The 16512-nt window shown below is 71.2% G+C and carries 13 protein-coding genes; 9 read left to right on the top strand and 4 right to left on the bottom strand.

The annotated features are described in order from the left end of the window. Window positions 1-26: 26 nt before the first annotated feature. Entirely contained in the window at window positions 27-1373 is a 1347-nt protein-coding gene (locus tag B2K11_RS03290; protein WP_163616803.1) for an O-antigen ligase family protein, read from the bottom strand. Continuing rightward, window positions 1370-2842 carry an O-antigen ligase family protein gene (locus tag B2K11_RS03285; RefSeq protein WP_163616802.1) on the bottom strand — a complete coding sequence of 491 codons (1473 nt, stop codon included), beginning with the start codon at window positions 2840-2842 and terminating at the stop codon, window positions 1370-1372. Before B2K11_RS03285 ends, B2K11_RS03290 begins: the two co-directional genes overlap by 4 nt. Before the next feature lie 92 nt (window positions 2843-2934). Between B2K11_RS03285 and manA the strand changes: the two genes are divergently transcribed. The 4 genes from manA to B2K11_RS03265 all read left to right on the top strand — a co-directional run bounded on the left by manA (window position 2935) and on the right by B2K11_RS03265 (window position 9096). Beyond that, window positions 2935-4083, top strand: coding sequence for a mannose-6-phosphate isomerase, class I (gene manA / locus B2K11_RS03280; protein WP_163616800.1), 1149 nt, complete (start codon window positions 2935-2937; stop codon window positions 4081-4083). A gap of 182 nt (window positions 4084-4265) precedes the next feature. After that, complete coding sequence (locus B2K11_RS03275; protein WP_163616798.1) at window positions 4266-4592, top strand: WhiB family transcriptional regulator; 327 nt, start codon at window positions 4266-4268, stop codon at window positions 4590-4592. Between the two features lie 86 nt (window positions 4593-4678). After that, window positions 4679-7660, top strand: a complete 2982-nt coding sequence (locus B2K11_RS03270; protein ID WP_163616796.1) for a glycosyltransferase — start codon at window positions 4679-4681, stop codon at window positions 7658-7660. Beyond that, on the top strand, window positions 7657-9096 hold the full coding sequence (locus B2K11_RS03265; RefSeq protein ID WP_163616795.1) for a DUF5719 family protein: 1440 nt from the start codon (window positions 7657-7659) through the stop codon (window positions 9094-9096). The genes B2K11_RS03270 and B2K11_RS03265 overlap by 4 nt, the downstream gene beginning before the upstream one ends. A 45-nt stretch (window positions 9097-9141) precedes the next feature. On the opposite strand, the gene B2K11_RS03260 is transcribed toward B2K11_RS03265, so the two are convergent. Then, window positions 9142-9582, bottom strand: a complete 441-nt coding sequence (locus tag B2K11_RS03260) for a metallopeptidase family protein (RefSeq protein ID WP_204259991.1) — start codon at window positions 9580-9582, stop codon at window positions 9142-9144. A gap of 267 nt (window positions 9583-9849) precedes the next feature. Here B2K11_RS03260 and B2K11_RS03255 point away from each other — a divergent pair, with 267 nt between their 5' ends. Both B2K11_RS03255 and ahcY read left to right on the top strand, forming a co-directional pair. Further along, window positions 9850-10056 carry a DUF3499 family protein gene (locus B2K11_RS03255; RefSeq protein ID WP_163616793.1) on the top strand — a complete coding sequence of 69 codons (207 nt, stop codon included), beginning with the start codon at window positions 9850-9852 and terminating at the stop codon, window positions 10054-10056. Between the two features lie 22 nt (window positions 10057-10078). Then, window positions 10079-11578, top strand: a complete 1500-nt coding sequence (gene ahcY / locus B2K11_RS03250; protein ID WP_163616791.1) for an adenosylhomocysteinase — start codon at window positions 10079-10081, stop codon at window positions 11576-11578. Between the two features lie 38 nt (window positions 11579-11616). Here the strand turns inward: ahcY and B2K11_RS03245 are convergent, their stop codons facing one another. Beyond that, window positions 11617-12462: an RDD family protein gene (locus B2K11_RS03245; RefSeq protein WP_163616789.1), complete on the bottom strand. Its 846-nt coding sequence runs from the start codon at window positions 12460-12462 to the stop codon at window positions 11617-11619. 16 nt (window positions 12463-12478) lie between these two features. Between B2K11_RS03245 and B2K11_RS03240 the strand changes: the two genes are divergently transcribed. The 3 genes from B2K11_RS03240 to katG all read left to right on the top strand — a co-directional run bounded on the left by B2K11_RS03240 (window position 12479) and on the right by katG (window position 16486). Beyond that, window positions 12479-13474, top strand: coding sequence for a stage II sporulation protein M (locus B2K11_RS03240; protein ID WP_163616788.1), 996 nt, complete (start codon window positions 12479-12481; stop codon window positions 13472-13474). 174 nt (window positions 13475-13648) lie between these two features. Further along, on the top strand, window positions 13649-14149 hold the full coding sequence (locus B2K11_RS03235; RefSeq protein WP_163616786.1) for a Fur family transcriptional regulator: 501 nt from the start codon (window positions 13649-13651) through the stop codon (window positions 14147-14149). 27 nt (window positions 14150-14176) lie between these two features. Continuing rightward, window positions 14177-16486, top strand: coding sequence for a catalase/peroxidase HPI (gene katG / locus B2K11_RS03230; protein ID WP_163616784.1), 2310 nt, complete (start codon window positions 14177-14179; stop codon window positions 16484-16486). The last annotated feature ends 26 nt before the right edge of the window (window positions 16487-16512 follow it).

Raw genomic sequence — 16512 nt, 5'->3', positions numbered from 1 at the left:
ATGCCTGTGGACGGGGCACTCCCGCGCTAGGCCTTCCCTTCCTCAGCGTGGGGAAGCGCCGCTGCCTCCGCAGGGCCGTCGCCGCCGGCATCCGTCCCGCTGCCCAGCCGCTCGCGCCACGACCGCGACTGTCCCGCCCGCACTGCGCACAGCACGAACATGAGCCAGCCGAGCCCGGTCAGCACGAAGCTCTCGAACATCGAGTCGATCAGGAGGGTGACGAGAATGAGCGGGGTCCAGGCGTAGACGACGGAGCGGCGTTCGCCGGCCACGAGCCAGGATCGTGCCAGGGCCAATGCCGCAACCGCGAGGAACAATACGAGGCCCAGCCACCCGAGTTGCAGTGCGACGTCGAAGTAGGCGTTGAGGCCGGTCGCGTGGTTGGTGTCGAGCAAGTAGTTGATGGCGTTGAACGGGTACTCCTGCTGGTCCCAGACTCCGAACCAGCCGAAGCCCTGCACCGGCTTCTGACGCAGGATGTCGACCATGAGGTTCCACAGTTCGACGCGCATCGAGAAGTCGGTGCCGGCGCCGAGCAGCGCGATGATCGGATGCCGCGCCGCGTAGCCGACGAACACACCGACGACGACGAGGGCCCCGAGTGTGAGCTGCAGGGCGGCACGGCGCTCGGCGCGGGCGTGCCGCACGAGCGCGAGCGCGCCGACGGCGAGGCCGACGCCGAGCGCGAGCACGACGACGGTGGGGGAGTCGCTGAGCGCCGCCAGGCCTCCGGCCAGCACGACGGAGGCCACCGAGACGCCGGGCCGCACCGACTGCGTCCGGTACTCGATGAGGAAGGTGATGAGGGCGATCACCGCGACGAAGCCGAGCAGGTTGCGGGTGCCGAAGATGCCCTGCACCGGCCCGAGCTGAGCGATGTTGCCCTGGATGCCGAGAAAGGTGAAGGGGATGTCGAGAAGGATGCCCGACAGCACCTCGAGCGCGAGCGACACGCTGAGGAGCAGCCGCAGCACGTCGCCGAGCGCGCGCACGGTCTGCAGCGTGTCCCGCACGTGCCCGATGACGACGGCGAGGAATGCCAGCGCCGCCATCGACACCCAGCTCCAGAACGACGCGCTCGCGTCCCCGCTCCACGCGACGCTGGCGAGCGCCCAACCGATGAAGATGAGCACGGTCGTGGGCACCAGCCGCAGCAGCGAGATCTCGCGGCGGCGCGCGATCATGACCGCCAGCCCCAGGACGCAGAGACCGGCGACGATCGTCACGTAGGTGACGTGGCCGGCGATCCGCTCGATCGCGTACGCCGAGAAGACCGTCCCGAAGACGATGAGCGTGAAGGCGCGGGCGAAGGATGCCGAGTCCAGCAGCGCCCCCAGCCACCCGGGCGATCCCTCCCGCGGTGTGTCGGTCACGCGTCGCGCCCTGCCGGGCGGCTTCCCGCCGTCGTTCCGGTCGCCTCGGAGCCGGGCTCCCTGCCCGCGTGCTCGTCGCGTTCGACGGCGTCGCCGCGCTCGATCGCGGCGCTCTGCTCGGCGGGTCCGACGCCGACGTGCGGCGACTGCTTGATCTTGGCGCCGAGCATGACGACGAAGAGCCATCCCCAGAGCAGCAGCGGTGTGGACTCGGCGAGGCCCTGTACGAGCAGGATGGCGCCCACGAGCGTGGGCAGGAGCGTGAGCGGCGAGTAGGGGCGGTCGGCGCGGAGATCCCACCGCGGCCGGTCGACGGCGAAGAACCAGGCCCGCCACACGAAGGCGAAGTAGAGGAAGGCCAGCAGCACGCCCCCGATGATCCCGAGCTGCATCGCGACGTCGACCCACATGTTGTGGGCCTGCATGACGGTCTGGCCGTGGTCGATGATCCACTCGTCGAATGCCGGGTCCGACGGCACCCACGGTGTCGCGAATCCCCAACCGGTCCAGGGGCGTTCCGCCGCGCGTTCGAGCACGTCTTCCCAGATGCCCTCCCGGCCCGTCAGGTCGGCGCTGCGGCCGAGGGCGGTGAAGATCGTGTCGCGCAGCAGCCACAGTGCGAGCAGGCCACCGACCCCGACCACCGCGTATCCGACGTAGTACTTGGTGCGCTCGCCGGGCTTGGTGGCGGTGCGCATGAGGAGCACGGTGACGAGGACGACGGCGACCGCGGCGGCGGTGAGGTAGGCGGTCGCCGATCCCGCTCGCAGGAACAGGAACGCCGAGAGCCCGACCCAGATCCACAGGAACGTCCGCCGAGGTGCACCGGATGCGAGACGGATGCCGAACACGATGATCGCGAGCAGCGCCACTGGTGCCAGCAGATTGGCGTTGCCCATGATGCCCTGGATGCGCTTGTCCCACTCGAAGAGGTTGTTGCGCGACCAGTACTCGATCGGGTCGTCCGCCGTCTCCACGACGAAGCCCGGCATCAGCGGTGCGCGCACGAAGACCCACACCCACAGCTCGAAGACGAACGACAGCGCCATCGTCCACTTGAGCGCCGACGCGATCGCGCGCACGAGCTCGCGCCAGGTGAGCACGCTGCCGATGAACAGCGCCTGCAGCGTGGTGATCCACAGCAGCAGGAGCGTGAGCGCGCTGGCCGCCGGCCACGCCGACCACGCGAGCGACAGCGTCGCCCACACCACGTACGCGACCACGAACCAGGGGAGGCGCCGCCACTGCACGGGCGGGCGCAGGGTGATCCACAGCACGGCCGACAGCACGCCGCCGGCGATGGTGATGATGGTGGCGGTGAGCTCGCCGAACGCGTGCACCCAGGCGGTGCCCGAAAGCGCCATGAACAGCACGAGGATGCACCAGCCGCGCAGCATGAGGTGGCCGGTCTTCTCGCGGACCGGCGGTCCCGGCGGCGCCGACGCCGGATGCTTCGAGTGGACGGCCATCGCTCTCAGGGTACAGCGCGCCCCTGGCGTATCCCGGCCGTTGAGCGAGCGAGGAACACAGGGAGACGAGTGCTCCGTCATAGGCTGTCCGGGTGCTGATCCCCCTTGCCAACGACCCCCGCGACTACGCATGGGGCTCGCTGTCCCTGCTCGCCGAACTCGAGGGACGCGCGGCGTCCGGCCGCCCCGAGGCGGAGGTGTGGTTCGGAGATCACCCGGGCGACCCGGCCGAGATCCCCGACGGCCGCACGCTCGACCGCTGGATCGCCGACGACGGGGCGGCATCGGGCATCGACGAGCCGCTGCCGTATCTGCTGAAGCTGCTGGCGGCGGCATCCGCTCTCTCCATTCAAGCGCACCCGTCGAAGGCGCAGGCCGAGGCGGGCTTCGCGCGTGAGGAGGCCGCCGGGGTCCCGCGAGATGCCGCCGACCGTACGTATCGCGACGCGAACCACAAGCCCGAGCTGATCGTGGCGTTGAGCGACACGTTCCGTGCGCTGGCCGGCCTGCGCGATCTCGAGGCGACACGCCGCCTCGTCGCCGGGCTCGGATCGCGTGCAGTGCCGCTCGCGCAGCAGCTGGAGGCATCGGATGCCTCGCTCTCGGCGGTCATCGGCTGGCTCCTGTCCGATGGCGCCGACGCCGCGCGCGAGGTGATCGCCGCCGCGGTCGCGGCCGAGTCCGACGAGTTCGCCGCGGACCTGGAGCTGGCGCGAACACTGGATGCGGCGTTCCCGGGCGATCCCGGCATCGTGGTGGCGCTGCTCATGAACCTCGTGACCCTTCGTCGCGGCGAGGGGCTGTTCGTGCCCGCGGGCGTGCTGCACGCCTATCTCGACGGCCTCGGCGTGGAGCTGATGGCGGCGAGCGACAACGTGCTGCGGGGCGGTCTGACGCCGAAGCACGTCGACGCGGCAGAGCTCGTGAGCGTGCTCGACCCGACGCCGGGCGTGCCGCCCGTGATCCATGCACGCGCTCTCGGTCACGGCATCCGTCAGTACGACGTGCCGGTCGATGACTTCGCGCTGCTCGCCGTGACCCCGGCCCCGGACGGTGTGGAGGTGGCGCTGGCAGGACCGGCGATCGCCGTCGCCACCGGTGGAACACCGCAGGTCACGGGGCTGACCTCGGGCGGTGTCGCCGTGTTGACCCCGGGGGCTGCCGTCCTCGTCACCCCGGACGAAGGCGGCCTGCGGGTGGTGGGGGAGGGCGAGGTGTTCATCGCTCAACCCGGGCGCTGATCGCTCGCGGACGCGCTTTCTCATCGGACTGTTATCACAGCGCGACACGCCGTCGGCGCGTCGTGAAGGTTCAAGAGGTTGTTGAGCGTTTACTATCTGCGACTTGACCTCGGTGAACTACACGGGTGTAATTATCCGTACACGCACCAGCGTGGAGCAGGATCACGGGGGGTGAGAACGACATGACGGTTTCTCAATACCGTTCCGGCGTTCCCGACGACTGGTTCGTCGATCCGGTTCAACTGGGGGTACCGGGGGTTCGCCGCAACATCGACGCGGAAGAGGACAATCCGCTCGCATGGCAGACCGACGCACTGTGTGCGCAGACCGATCCGGAGGCGTTCTTCCCTGAGAAGGGCGGCTCCACGCGTGATGCGAAGCGCATCTGCACGTCGTGCGACGTGCGAGGCGAATGCCTCGAGTATGCGCTGCAGAACGACGAGCGGTTCGGCATCTGGGGCGGTCTCAGCGAGCGCGAGCGTCGCAAGCTCAAGCGTCGAGCGGGCTGAAACGCACGCCGGTCGGCCGGTTCGATCCGGCCGACCCGGCGCGTTCGCCCGAGGTGAGGGAAGAGCGCGCCTAGGCTGACCAGGACATGCCCACCGCTGCACCGACCCCCGTGCCGCCGACCAGTCCGTCGTCGGACGGTGACACGTCGAACGCGGTCGTGGCCGACGCCAGCCGCTCGGAGACCGCCCGTTCCACTGCCGTGCCGTCGCACGCCGACGGGTCGAATCGGATCCACGCCGTAGTCGTGGTGAGTCCCGACGGGCGCACGCCAGCGGCGTTCCACCTGCGACGCACTCTCGCTGCACTCGCGGATCAGTCGCGGCCCGTCGACGTTCTGACGATCGTGCTCTGCGGCGGCGACGACCATCTCTTCGAGGTCGCCGAGGCCGCAGGCGCGGAGTCCGTCGTGAGGGCGCCCGCCTCGACGGGCTTCGCTGCGACGACCGCCCTGGTGTCCCCCGGCGGCGAAGACGGCGCGTTGTGGCTGCTCGCGCAGGACACCGCGCCGGAGCCGGACGCGCTCGCCCGGCTGGCGGGAGCGCTCGAGCTCTCGCCATCGGTCGCCTTCGTGGCGCCGAAGCTGGTGCGCTGGGACGACCGCTCCGAGATCGTCTCGCTCGGCGTCAGCATGACGCGTTTCGGCCGCACCGTCGGTCTCGCCGACGACGAGCTCGACCAGGGGCAGCACGACGCCGAGGACGATGTGCTCGGCGCGGACGTACGCGGCATCCTCGTCCGCGCCGACGCGTGGCACCGGCTGGGCGGACTGGACCGCGGGCTGGCGGGCGCCGATGAGGGACTCGACCTCGGCGTGAGGGCGCGATTGGCCGGCGGCCGCGTGTCGCTCGTCCCGAGCGCCCTGGTCGCCACGGCGGGCGACGGGGTGGCCGGTCTGCCCGTGCCGCTCACCCCTCAGCGCCGACGGCGTGCGGTCTACGCCGAGCGCGTTGCGCAGCTGCGCCGACGGCTGGCGTACGCACCGCCCTTCGCCGCACCGTTGCACTGGCTGTCGCTGCTGCCGCTCGCCCTGTGGCGCACGATCGTCGACCTGGTGCGCAAGCAGCCGGGCCGAATCGCCTCGGAGTGGGCCGCGGCGGCGGTGGCCCTCATCGGCATCATGCCGGTATGGCGCGCGCGTCGGCGGATCGCGCACGCCCGTGCGGCGTCGTGGGCGCAGCTCGCCCCGCTGCGGACGACGCAGGCGGAACTGCGTGAGAGGCTCGACGACGATCCCGAGGTCACGATCGGCGGCCATCGGCGCAGCGACCTGCGGTTCTTCGCCGGCGGCGGCGCATGGCTCGTCCTCGCTGCGCTCGCGGTCTCGGTCGCCGCGTTCCCGGCGCTGCTGGCCTGGCCCGTGCTCGGCGGGGGCGCCCTCCAGCCGCTCGCGACCACGGTCGGACAGCTGTGGAACGACGCCGCGTACGGGCAGCGCGCACTGGGACTCGACACGATCGGGCCGGCTGATCCGTTCTCGGCGGTGGTCGCCGTGCTCGGTTCGCTCTGGCCGTGGGCGCCCTCGCGCGCACTCGTGCTGCTGTGGGTCCTCGCGCTCCCGCTCGCCGCGCTCGGCGGCTGGTTCGCCGCGACTCGTGTCACCGAGCGGCCGAGCCTGCGACTGCTCGGCGGCGCGGTGTGGGCGCTGTCGCCCGCGCTCCTCGTCGCGCTCACCCAGGGGCGCCCCACCGGCGTGCTCCTGCACCTGCTGCTGCCCTGGCTGTTCTACGCGGGTGCCGTCGCGCATCGGTCGTGGGCCGGCGCCGGTGCGGCCTCCCTCCTGCTCGCCGCGGTGCTCGCGACCGCGCCGTCGCTTGCTCCGGCGACGCTGGTGCTGTGGTTCGGTGCAGTGCTCCTCGCCGTGTTCTTCCGGGCCGGCCGCGGCGTCGCCCGGCTCGTGTGGACGCTCATCCCCGCCCTCGCACTGGCGCTCCCGCTCGTCTGGAACGCGCTGGAGCATGCGGGCGCGTGGGGGCTCGTCGCGGATCCCGGCGTGCCCTGGCCCGGCCCCCAGGTCGCCGCGGACGCCTCGGGCCGCGCCCTCCTCGCCGCCGGCATCCCCACATCCGACCTCGCGGGATGGGCGACCCTGCTGCCGGAAGGGCCGACGTGGTGGGTGCCCCTGCTGAGCGTGCCGCTCGCCCTGCTCGCGCTCGCCGCGCCGTTGACGCAACGGTGGGCAGCCGGCATCGGGCTGCTCGCGATCACGGCTCTCGGCCTCGGCACGGCCTTCGCCGCGGTGGGGGTGTCCGTGTCGTTCGTGCAATCGCTCACCGTGCCGCTGTGGCCGGGCACCGGGCTCAGCCTGGCGTGGCTCGGCGCGCTCGGAGGCGCGCTCGTCGCTCTCGACGCCGGCCTCGCCCCGCGCGTCGCGCTGGTGCGGGGCATCGTGGCCACTCTGGTCTTCGCCGCCGCTGTGACGCTCGCCGTGCCGTCACTCACGGCGTTCGCACGCGGCACCGCGACGATCGCGAACGGCCCGGCGAGCACGCTTCCCGCTTTCGTGGCCGCCGAAGGACGCGATGACCCCGATGTCGGCACCATCGTCCTCACGCCGCAGGCGGACGCCGGGGTCGCGGCCCAGGTCGTGTGGGGCGCGAGCGAGACCATCGGCGGTCAGACCACCACGCTGTCCACGCGCACCACGCCGACCCCGCAGGACGAGGAGCTCGCCGCACTCGCCGCCGATCTGGTCACGCCGTCGTCGGAGGATGTGGTGGCGCACCTCGCCGACCGCGGCGTCGGGTTCATCCTCCTGGCGCCGACCACACCCCCCGAGAGCGATGCCGCCCGTACGATGCGACTGTCGGCCACGACGGCGCTCGGCCAGCGCGACACGCTCGTCGTCGTCGGCGACACCGCGAAGGGCGAGCTCTGGCGGGTCGTGGACCAGATCGCGCCGCGACCGGAGGAACCGGCATCCGTCACCGGCCTTGGGCGCTGGATCGCGTTCGGCCAGCTCGCGATCCTCGGCATCGCCCTGCTGCTCGCGCTGCCCACGGCGACCTCGGTCCGCGAGGCTCGGCGCACGCCGCGCGTCGTGGGACCCCACTGGCAGGAGGGCCGATGAGCGACCGACGCGTGTTCCGCTGGGCGACGACGAGCGCCCGCCTGCTGATCGGCACCGCCGTGTCGATCGTCGCGGTCATCGCCGTCGTCACCGCCGTCTCGGTGCCCTGGCCGACGCTGGTGCGTGAACCGCTGAGTGTGCCGGCCACGCCGGCGCCTGCGGCGTCGGTGATCGCCTGCGACGGTGCGCTGCTGTCGATCGGACGTGATCCGGCGGATGCCGCCGCCATCACGATCGCCGCCCCCCAGTCCGTCGTCGTCGGGGTGGGCGAGGGCCCGCCGCCCGCGGAGCAGCGGCTCGAGACGACCGACGTCGGACCCGGCCCCCTGGCGTTCACCGCCCCGCCGATCGGCGACCGGGCGATCGACGTGGCGGCGATAGGCGCCGCGACCGCGTCGGCCGACGACCTTTCGGGCTTCGCCGCTTCGGCGTGCCGCCCGCCGCTCCTGGACTCGTGGCTGGTCGGCGGCTCGGGCGCGACCGGCGCCGCCGACCTCGTGCTGCTGGCGAACCCGGGGACGGTTCCGGCGACCGTGCAGCTGACGGTGTACAGCGCAGCCGGGGCACAGGCCCCGCCGGGAGGTGTGGACCTCGTGGTCCCGCCCGGCACGCAGCGCGTGGTCCCACTCGCGGGCATCGCGCTCGGTGAGGAGACGCCGGTGGTGCGCGTCTCGGCCGTGGGTGCGCCGATCCGCGCGTCGCTGCAGGCGAGCATCATCCGCACCCTCACACCCGGCGGTGTCGACCAGGTCGGTCCGGTGGCGCGGGCCGCGACATCGGAGGTCATCACCGGCATCACCGTGATGCGTCGGTCCGCCGGGGAAGACGGGGCCGGCGGCGAGGCCGGCGCGCTGGATGACGTGGCCGACGACGTGACGGTGCTGCGGATGCTGGCGCCTTCGGCCGCTGCGACGGCTCGTGTCACGGTGACCGCGGTGGGCAACGGCGCGCCGGTGGGGGAGCCCCAGGAGGTGGCACTCGAGGCCGGCAAGCCGCTGGAACTGGCGCTGGACGCACTCACCGCCGGGTCGTACACGGTCGCCGTCGATGCAGACGCGCCCGTCGTGTCCGCGGTGTGGCAGGCGACCGGCGTTCGAGCGGGCGACGACTTCGCGTGGTACACGCCGGCGCCGGAGGTGTCGGTCGATTCCCTGTTCGCGACGCCCGGAGGACCGACGCCGTCGCTTTCGGTGGTCAACCCGTCGAGCGAACCGGTGGCCGTGGCGGTCACCGCGATCGACGGCGGGTCGCCGATCGCGCTCACGGTGCCGGCGAACGGATCCGTCGCCGTGCGTCTCTCGGCGCGTACCGTGTACCGGCTCCAGCCCGAGGCGCCGGTGCATGCGGGTCTGTCGTTCGCGGGCGACGGCGCGCTCGCGGGTGTGCCGTTGTGGCCCGCAGATGTGGCGACTCCCGAGGTCGTCGTCTACCCCTGAGACTGGGCAGCGCGCGCGCCCGCGCTCACTTCCGGCCGAGCCGTGTCAGAAGTACCGGAAGCGCTCCGGGCCGAGGTCCCACGGGTCGCGATCGAGGTACTCGGCCGCCGCCCGGAAGACGGCGCCCTCGACGAGCATGCGCCGGTGCAGTTCGTCGTCGCGGTGCAGGTGGCTGAGGCGCTCGATCGGCAGGCGGTAAAGGATGATGCGGCCCGCATCGGGCAGCGCCGTCCAGCGGGGGATGCCGTCGTCATCCGTCCCGGCCGGCATGTCGGCCACCTCGAACCGCACGTCGCGCAGCTCCGGCCACGCCGAGCGCAGGAACTCCGCCGCGGTGCCGACCGAGAGGTCGAAGCGGTCGACCCGGGTATCGAGGGGCGGCAGGGGAGGCCGCACGACAGGGCTGCGTCCTTCGCGGCCGTGGCGTCCGTGACGGGACGCACGCGGCTGCGTGCGTTCGCTGATCCGGGTACGCCGCCACGCCATGCTCCCATCCTAGGACGGCGTGCGCGCCCGGGCTTTTCGGTCGTTGAGCGAGGGATCGCCAGCGACCGAGAGGATACGCCTCGCGTTGAGGTTGGCGCCGGTTCAGCGCGTTTCGTCTCTGCGTTTCGACTCGCAAGCTCACTCAACGACCACGTTCATCGCTCGCTTAACGACGGGGGCGCTTTCTCCCGCTTCCTTTGGTGGACGACGAGACGCTGCGGCGCGGCATCCGTCCCCACGCCACCGGTGCACGATAGCGTCGACCCGATGCGTGAGAGAGTCTGCTCCAAGGTCGGCTGCGCCCGTGAGGCGGTGTCGACGCTCACCTACGACTACGGCGACCAGATGGCGGCCCTCGGGCCGCTCGGCGCCGGGGGCGATCCTCACGCGCACGACCTGTGCGCCATCCACACCGACCGCCTGTCGGTGCCCAAGGGCTGGGTGGTCGTGCGGCACGAGACCCTGCGCGCCTGAGCCGGCGTGGGAGAATGGGCGGATGCCGACCCACACGCCTGCCGCCACGCTCTCCGACTCCGCGGTCTCCGACTCTGTCGAGGGATTCGAGTACGAGGTCGCCGATCTCTCATTGGCCGAAGCCGGACGCCATCAGCTGCGCCTCGCCGAGAACGAGATGCCGGGCCTCATGGCCCTGCGGGAGGAGTTCGGTGCGTCGCAGCCGCTGAAGGGCGCACGCATCGCCGGATCGCTGCATATGACCGTGCAGACTGCGGTGCTCATCGAGACCCTCGTCGCTCTGGGCGCCCAGGTGCGGTGGGCGAGCTGCAACATCTTCTCCACCCAGGACGAAGCGGCCGCGGCCGTGGTCGTCGGGCCGGCCGGCACCGTCGACGCTCCGGCCGGCGTGCCGGTGTTCGCGTGGAAGGGCGAGACCCTCGAGGAGTACTGGCGCCTCGCCGATCGCATCTTCGACTGGTCGGCCGAAGGCTTCGACGGTCCGAACATGATCCTCGACGACGGCGGTGACGCCACCCTCCTCGTGCACAAGGGCGTCGAGTTCGAGAAGGCGGGCGCGGTTCCCGATGCAGCCGCCGACGACAACGCCGAGTACCGCATCATCCTCGACACGCTGCGCGCCAGCCTCACCCGCGACCCGCAGCGTTTCACGCGCATCGCGGCGGACCTGCTCGGCGTGACGGAGGAGACGACGACCGGTGTCCACCGGCTGTACGAGTTGGCCGCGGCAGGGGAACTGCTCTTCCCCGCGATCAACGTGAACGACTCGGTCACGAAGTCGAAGTTCGACAACAAGTACGGCATCCGCCACTCCCTTCCCGACGGCATCAACCGCGCCACCGACGTCCTCATGGGCGGCAAGGTGGCCTTCGTGTGCGGCTACGGCGATGTCGGCAAGGGCGCTGCCGAGGCGCTCCGCGGCCAGGGTGCGCGCGTCATCGTGAGCGAGGTCGACCCGATCTGCGCGCTGCAGGCCGCGATGGACGGCTATCAGGTGGCGCGCCTGGCGGATGTCGCCGGCCAGGTCGACATCGTCATCACCGGCACCGGCAACAAGGACGTCGTCACCACCGACGATCTGCTGAAGCTCAAGCACCTCGCGATCGTCGGCAACGTCGGCCACTTCGACAACGAGATCGACATGGCCGCGCTGGAGTCGCTCTCCGGGATCGAGAAAGTCGAGATCAAGCCGCAGGTGCACGAATGGCGCCTGCCGAACGGACGCAGCGTGCTCGTGCTGAGCGAAGGCCGGCTGCTGAACCTGGGCAATGCCACGGGGCATCCGTCGTTCGTCATGAGCGCTTCGTTCACGAACCAGGTGCTCGCGCAGATCGAGCTGTTCACCAAGCGCGACGAGTACCCGACCGCCGTCTACACGCTGCCCAAGCACCTCGACGAGAAGGTCGCGCGACTGCACCTCGACGCGCTCGGCGTGCAGCTCACCGAGCTGACCCCCGAGCAGGCGGCCTACATCGGCGTGCCGGTCGAGGGCCCGTACAAGCTCGACCACTACCGCTACTGACGGCTCGCCCCGTCACGTTACGAGCGTCGCGAGGCGACTCACCGCGTCGGGAACCCGCGCGGCGCGGAGGAGACCGGACCCGCCAGTGCATCCGCGCGCGCGGTCTCGAGCTGGAGCGCGCGCAGCTCTCGCTCGCGGCGCACGGCCACGACGCCGATCAGGAACGTCTCGTTGTCGACGGCAGGCACGGGGGACACGTGCTCGGACGCCTCCTGCGCGAGGGATGCCGCGACCCGCGCGCGTGCGGTGGGCTCCATGTTCACCGCTGAGCGTGCGAACTGCGCCAGGCGCCGCGAGAGCCGCTCCGGCAGTCGCGCGACGTCGGCCACGGCGGCCCACTCCGTGAGCGTCAGCGGGATGCCCAGGTTCACGTCGGGCAGTCGCGGGGTGCGTGTGCGTTCCGAGTAGGTGCCGGCGAGCAGGTCGCCGAGCCGCTGCGAGCGCGGCGTGAAGGCGCCGACCAGTGCGGCGACGGCGCCGACGGTGAACCACAGCTCGAAGACGCCGACCAGTGCGCGGATGAAGGCGTGGCGGAAGCCGGCGGCTCCGCCGTCGACGCGGACGATGCGCCCGCCGACCGCGAGGCGTCCCAGGCTGCGCCCGCGGGTGGTCGTCTCGACCACCGTGGGAATCACGACCATGACGAGCACCAACACGACGATCGTGAGGATCGGCACCACGGCGGGGTCCACGGCGTCGATGCTCAGCAACCACCCGACCCCCCAGGCGAACAGCAGCAGCACGACGACGCCGAGCACCATGTCGATGAGCACGCCGAGCGCGCGCAGGAAGTAGCCGAGCGGCTGCACGTCCAGCGCGACGGCCTCGCCGGTGAGCACCTCGTCCTGATGGATGTCGACGATCGCGGGGCGCTCAGCGGTCATGGCTACAGTGAAACACATGGATCTCGACGCGCTCACGGCCGCTCGCCGCGAGGAGTGGGAGCGGCTCGACGAACTCAGCCGGTCCCGGCGTCTCTCGGGCGCAGAGGTCGACGAGCTCGTCACGCGCTACCGAGCGGGATCCGCCGACCTCGCCGACGCCAAGACATCGGCAGGACGCAGCATCCAGGGCGACCACATCTCGACCATGCTCGGGAGGGCGCGGTTGCGGCTCACCGGCGCGCCCGAGAACGTCATGCGCCAGATCCCGCGATTCTTCGCCCTGCAGCTGCCCGCCGCGCTGTACCGCGTGCGCTGGGCGACGCTCGCCATCGCGCTGGGATTCGTGGCAGTCGCCGTCGTCGTTGCGCTGTGGGTGGCGGGCGATCCGGCGCTGGTCGCGAGCCTCGGGAGCGAGGCGCAACTGGAGCAGTACGCCGAGAACCAGTTCACGGAGTACTACAGCGAGAACCCGGCGGCGGTGTTCGCCGGCACGGTCTGGACCAACAATGCCTGGATCGCCGCGCAGTGCGTGCTGTTCGGCATCACGGGGGTATGGCCCGTCATGGTGCTCGTGCAGAACGCGGTCGGCGTCGGCACCGCCGCGGCGATCATGGCGGCCTTCGATCGCGGCGATGTCTTCGTGCTCTACATCCTCCCGCACGGCCTGCTCGAGCTCACCTGCATCTTCGTGGCCGGGGCGGCGGGACTGCAGATCTTCTGGGCCTGGGTCGCGCCGGGTCCGCGCTCGCGCGGCGAGTCGCTGGCGGCGGCCGGCCGGTCGCTCGCGACCATCGCGATCGGGCTCGTCATCGCGCTCGGCGTCTCGGGGATCATCGAGGGATTCGTGACCGCGCAGCCCTGGCCGTGGCCGCTCAAGATCGGCATCGGCGCGGCGGCGCTCGCGCTGTTCCTCGTCTACATGCTGGTGGTCGGCCGCCGCGCGCACCGCCTGGGCGAGAGCGGCGACCTCACCGAGTACGAGGCCGGCACCCCGACCCTCGTCGCCGGCTGATCCGCCTCGCCTGCGGCGTCTTCCCCTGTCTCCCATCGTTCACTTGCGCTGAACGTACGCTCTACACCGAGATCGACGTACGTTCAGCGCAAGTGAACGATGGGGCGGGGAACGAGGGGGCGGATGCCGCATATCACTGTTTTGAATGGATCAAAACAACGGTAGGCTGAGGGCATGCACCCGCACGCAGCCGTCGACACTCATGCGGTCGACACGGCGGCGCGACTGCGCGCGGCCGGGCTGCGGGTCACCGAATCCCGGCGCGCGGTCGTCGAGGCCCTGATCGAGCGCCCGCACGCGAGCGCCGACGTGCTGTTCGGCATCGTCGCGCGGACGGTCCCCGGCACGAGCCTGCAGTCGGTGTACAACGCGCTCGGCGACTTCGTCGACGCGGGGCTCGCACGTCGCATCGAGCCCGCGGGGCGACCCGGCCTGTTCGAGCTGCGCGTCGACGACAACCACCACCACCTCATCTGCTCCGAGTGCGGCGCCGTGCAGGATGTCGACTGCGTCGTGGGCGAGGCGCCCTGCCTGACGCCGTCCAATGCGCACGGCTACGCGCTGCAGGCGGCCGAGGTGACCTTCTGGGGCGTGTGCCCCGCCTGCGTTACGGCCGGCGAGCACCGCCGAGCCGCTCGTCGCCGCACGCCCCTGACCTCCTGTCCGACCCTCTGATAGCCCATCCCGATTGGAAGGAAGCTCATGACCGACACCAACGACACGATCCCGGAGATCGGCGAGAACCCCACCGACGCCGACCAGGCGGTCACGCCGATCGACACGCCGGTCGACGAGCGCGCGGACGGCGAGACCCGCCCGCGCCCGAACGAGTCGGAGAGCTGCCCGGTGATCCACGGCGGTCAGCCGCACCCGACCACCGGCAACGCCAATAGTGTGTGGTGGCCCAACCAGCTGAACCTCAAGATCCTGGCTAAGAACCCCGCGGTGGCGAACCCGCTCGGCGAGGACTTCGACTACAAGGCGGCGTTCGAAGCGCTCGACCTCGCGGCGGTCAAGGCAGACATCGCCGAGACGCTGAGCACGTCTCAGGACTGGTGGCCCGCGGACTTCGGCAACTACGGCCCCCTCATGATCCGCATGGCCTGGCACAGCGCGGGCACCTACCGCGTCACCGATGGTCGCGGCGGCGGCGGCGCCGGACAGCAGCGCTTCGCTCCGCTCAACAGCTGGCCCGACAACGTCAACCTCGACAAGGCGCGCCGCCTGCTGTGGCCGGTCAAGAAGAAGTACGGCCAGTCCCTGTCGTGGGCCGACCTCATGATCCTCGCGGGCAACGTCGCGCTCGAGTCGATGGGCTTCGAGACGTTCGGCTACGCGGGCGGTCGCGCCGACGTGTGGGAGCCCGACGCCGACGTCTACTGGGGCCCTGAGACCACCTGGCTGGACGACGAGCGATACTCGGGCGACCGCGAGCTCGAGAAGCCTCTCGCGGCCGTGCAGATGGGCCTCATCTACGTCAACCCCGAGGGCCCCAACGGCAACCCCGACCCGCTGGCATCGGCCCGCGACATCCGTGAGACCTTCGGCCGCATGGCGATGGACGACGAGGAGACCGTCGCGCTCATCGCGGGTGGCCACACGTTCGGCAAGACGCACGGCGCCGCGCCCGACACGAACATCGAGCACAACCCCGAGGCCGCCGGCCTCGAGCAGCAGGGCCTCGGCTGGAAGAACAACCACGGCACCGGGCACGGCGACGACACCATCACGTCCGGCCTCGAGGTCACGTGGACGTACCACCCCACCCGCTGGGACAACGAGTTCTTCCACATCCTCTACGCGTACGAGTGGGAGCTCATGCGCAGCCCGGGCGGCGGCCACCAGTGGCGTCCGATCAACGGCGGCGGTGCCGACATGGTGCCGCTGGCGCACTCGAACGGCCGTCGGGAGCCGCGCATGCTGACCAGCGACCTGGCGCTGCGCACCGACCCGGCGTACGACGCCATCTCGCGCCGCTTCAAGGACGACCCCGAGGCGTTCGCCGACGCGTTCGCCCGCGCCTGGTTCAAGCTGACGCACCGTGACATGGGTCCGATCGACCGCTACCTCGGCCCCGAGGTGCCGGCCGAAGAGCTGCTCTGGCAGGACCGCGTTCCCGCCGTCGACCACGACCTGATCGACGCCGACGACGCGGCGGCGCTCAAGGCGCAGATCCTCGAGTCGGGCCTGAGCATCTCGGAGCTCGTCGAGACGACGTGGGCTGCGGCATCCTCGTTCCGCGGCAGCGACAAGCGCGGCGGCGTCAACGGCGCCCGCATCCGCCTGGCCCCGCAGAAGGACTGGGAGGTCAACAAGCCCGCTCAGCTGCAGACGGTGCTGGCCAAGCTCGAGCAGATCCAGGCGGAGTTCAACGACGGTCGCACCGACGGCAAGAAGGTGTCACTGGCCGACCTCATCGTGCTCGCGGGCAACGCGGCGGTCGAGAAGGCCGCTGCAGACGCGGGCGTCGAGGCCGAGGTCGTCTTCCACCCGGGCCGCACCGACGCCACGCAGGAGCAGACCGACGTGCAGTCGTTCGTGTTCCTCGAGCCGATCGCCGACGGGTTCCGCAATTACTACGGGCCGCGCGCGTTCATGCCCGAGGAGCACCACCTCATCGACCGGGCGAACCTGCTCACACTGAGCGCTCCGGAGCTCACGGTGCTCGTCGGCGGGCTGCGGGTGCTCGGTGCGAACTGGGACGACTCGGACTACGGCGTCTTCACCGGCCGCAAGGGCGTGCTGACGAACGACTTCTTCGTGAACCTGCTCGACCTCGGCACCACGTGGAAGCCGCTGGACCCGGGGGCGCACGCGTTCTCGGGCGCCAAGGACGGCTCCGGTGAGCCGGCCGGCATCGGGACCCGCGTCGACCTCCTGTTCAGCTCGAACTCGGAGCTGCGCGCGGTCGCCGAGGTGTACGCCTCGGACGACGCGAACGAGAAGTTCGTGCGCGACTTCGTCAAGGCGTGGGGCAAGGTGACCGAGCTCGATCGCTTCGACCTCGTCTGACCTCATCACACGTGAGAGGGGCCCGT

It is taken from the genome of Microbacterium sp. B35-30, assembly GCF_010634855.1.
Taxonomy (GTDB): Bacteria; Actinomycetota; Actinomycetes; order Actinomycetales; family Microbacteriaceae; genus Microbacterium.
Note: the sequence above shows the minus strand (reverse complement) of the source record. Positions and strands in the feature narration are given on the sequence as shown.

Bases quoted from the DNA above. Each gene is read 5' to 3' on its own strand.
- B2K11_RS03235 (WP_163616786.1), top strand. From the start codon at position 13,649: ATGCACCCGCACGCAGCCGTCGACACTCATGCGGTCGACACGGCGGCG.
- B2K11_RS03245 (WP_163616789.1), bottom strand. From the start codon at position 12,462: ATGACCGCTGAGCGCCCCGCGATCGTCGACATCCATCAGGACGAGGTG.
- B2K11_RS03240 (WP_163616788.1), top strand. From the start codon at position 12,479: ATGGATCTCGACGCGCTCACGGCCGCTCGCCGCGAGGAGTGGGAGCGG.
- B2K11_RS03270 (WP_163616796.1), top strand. From the start codon at position 4,679: ATGCCCACCGCTGCACCGACCCCCGTGCCGCCGACCAGTCCGTCGTCG.
- B2K11_RS03265 (WP_163616795.1), top strand. From the start codon at position 7,657: ATGAGCGACCGACGCGTGTTCCGCTGGGCGACGACGAGCGCCCGCCTG.
- B2K11_RS03255 (WP_163616793.1), top strand. From the start codon at position 9,850: ATGCGTGAGAGAGTCTGCTCCAAGGTCGGCTGCGCCCGTGAGGCGGTG.
- B2K11_RS03275 (WP_163616798.1), top strand. From the start codon at position 4,266: ATGACGGTTTCTCAATACCGTTCCGGCGTTCCCGACGACTGGTTCGTC.
- katG (WP_163616784.1), top strand. From the start codon at position 14,177: ATGACCGACACCAACGACACGATCCCGGAGATCGGCGAGAACCCCACC.
- B2K11_RS03260 (WP_204259991.1), bottom strand. From the start codon at position 9,582: ATGGCGTGGCGGCGTACCCGGATCAGCGAACGCACGCAGCCGCGTGCG.
- ahcY (WP_163616791.1), top strand. From the start codon at position 10,079: ATGCCGACCCACACGCCTGCCGCCACGCTCTCCGACTCCGCGGTCTCC.
- B2K11_RS03285 (WP_163616802.1), bottom strand. From the start codon at position 2,842: ATGGCCGTCCACTCGAAGCATCCGGCGTCGGCGCCGCCGGGACCGCCG.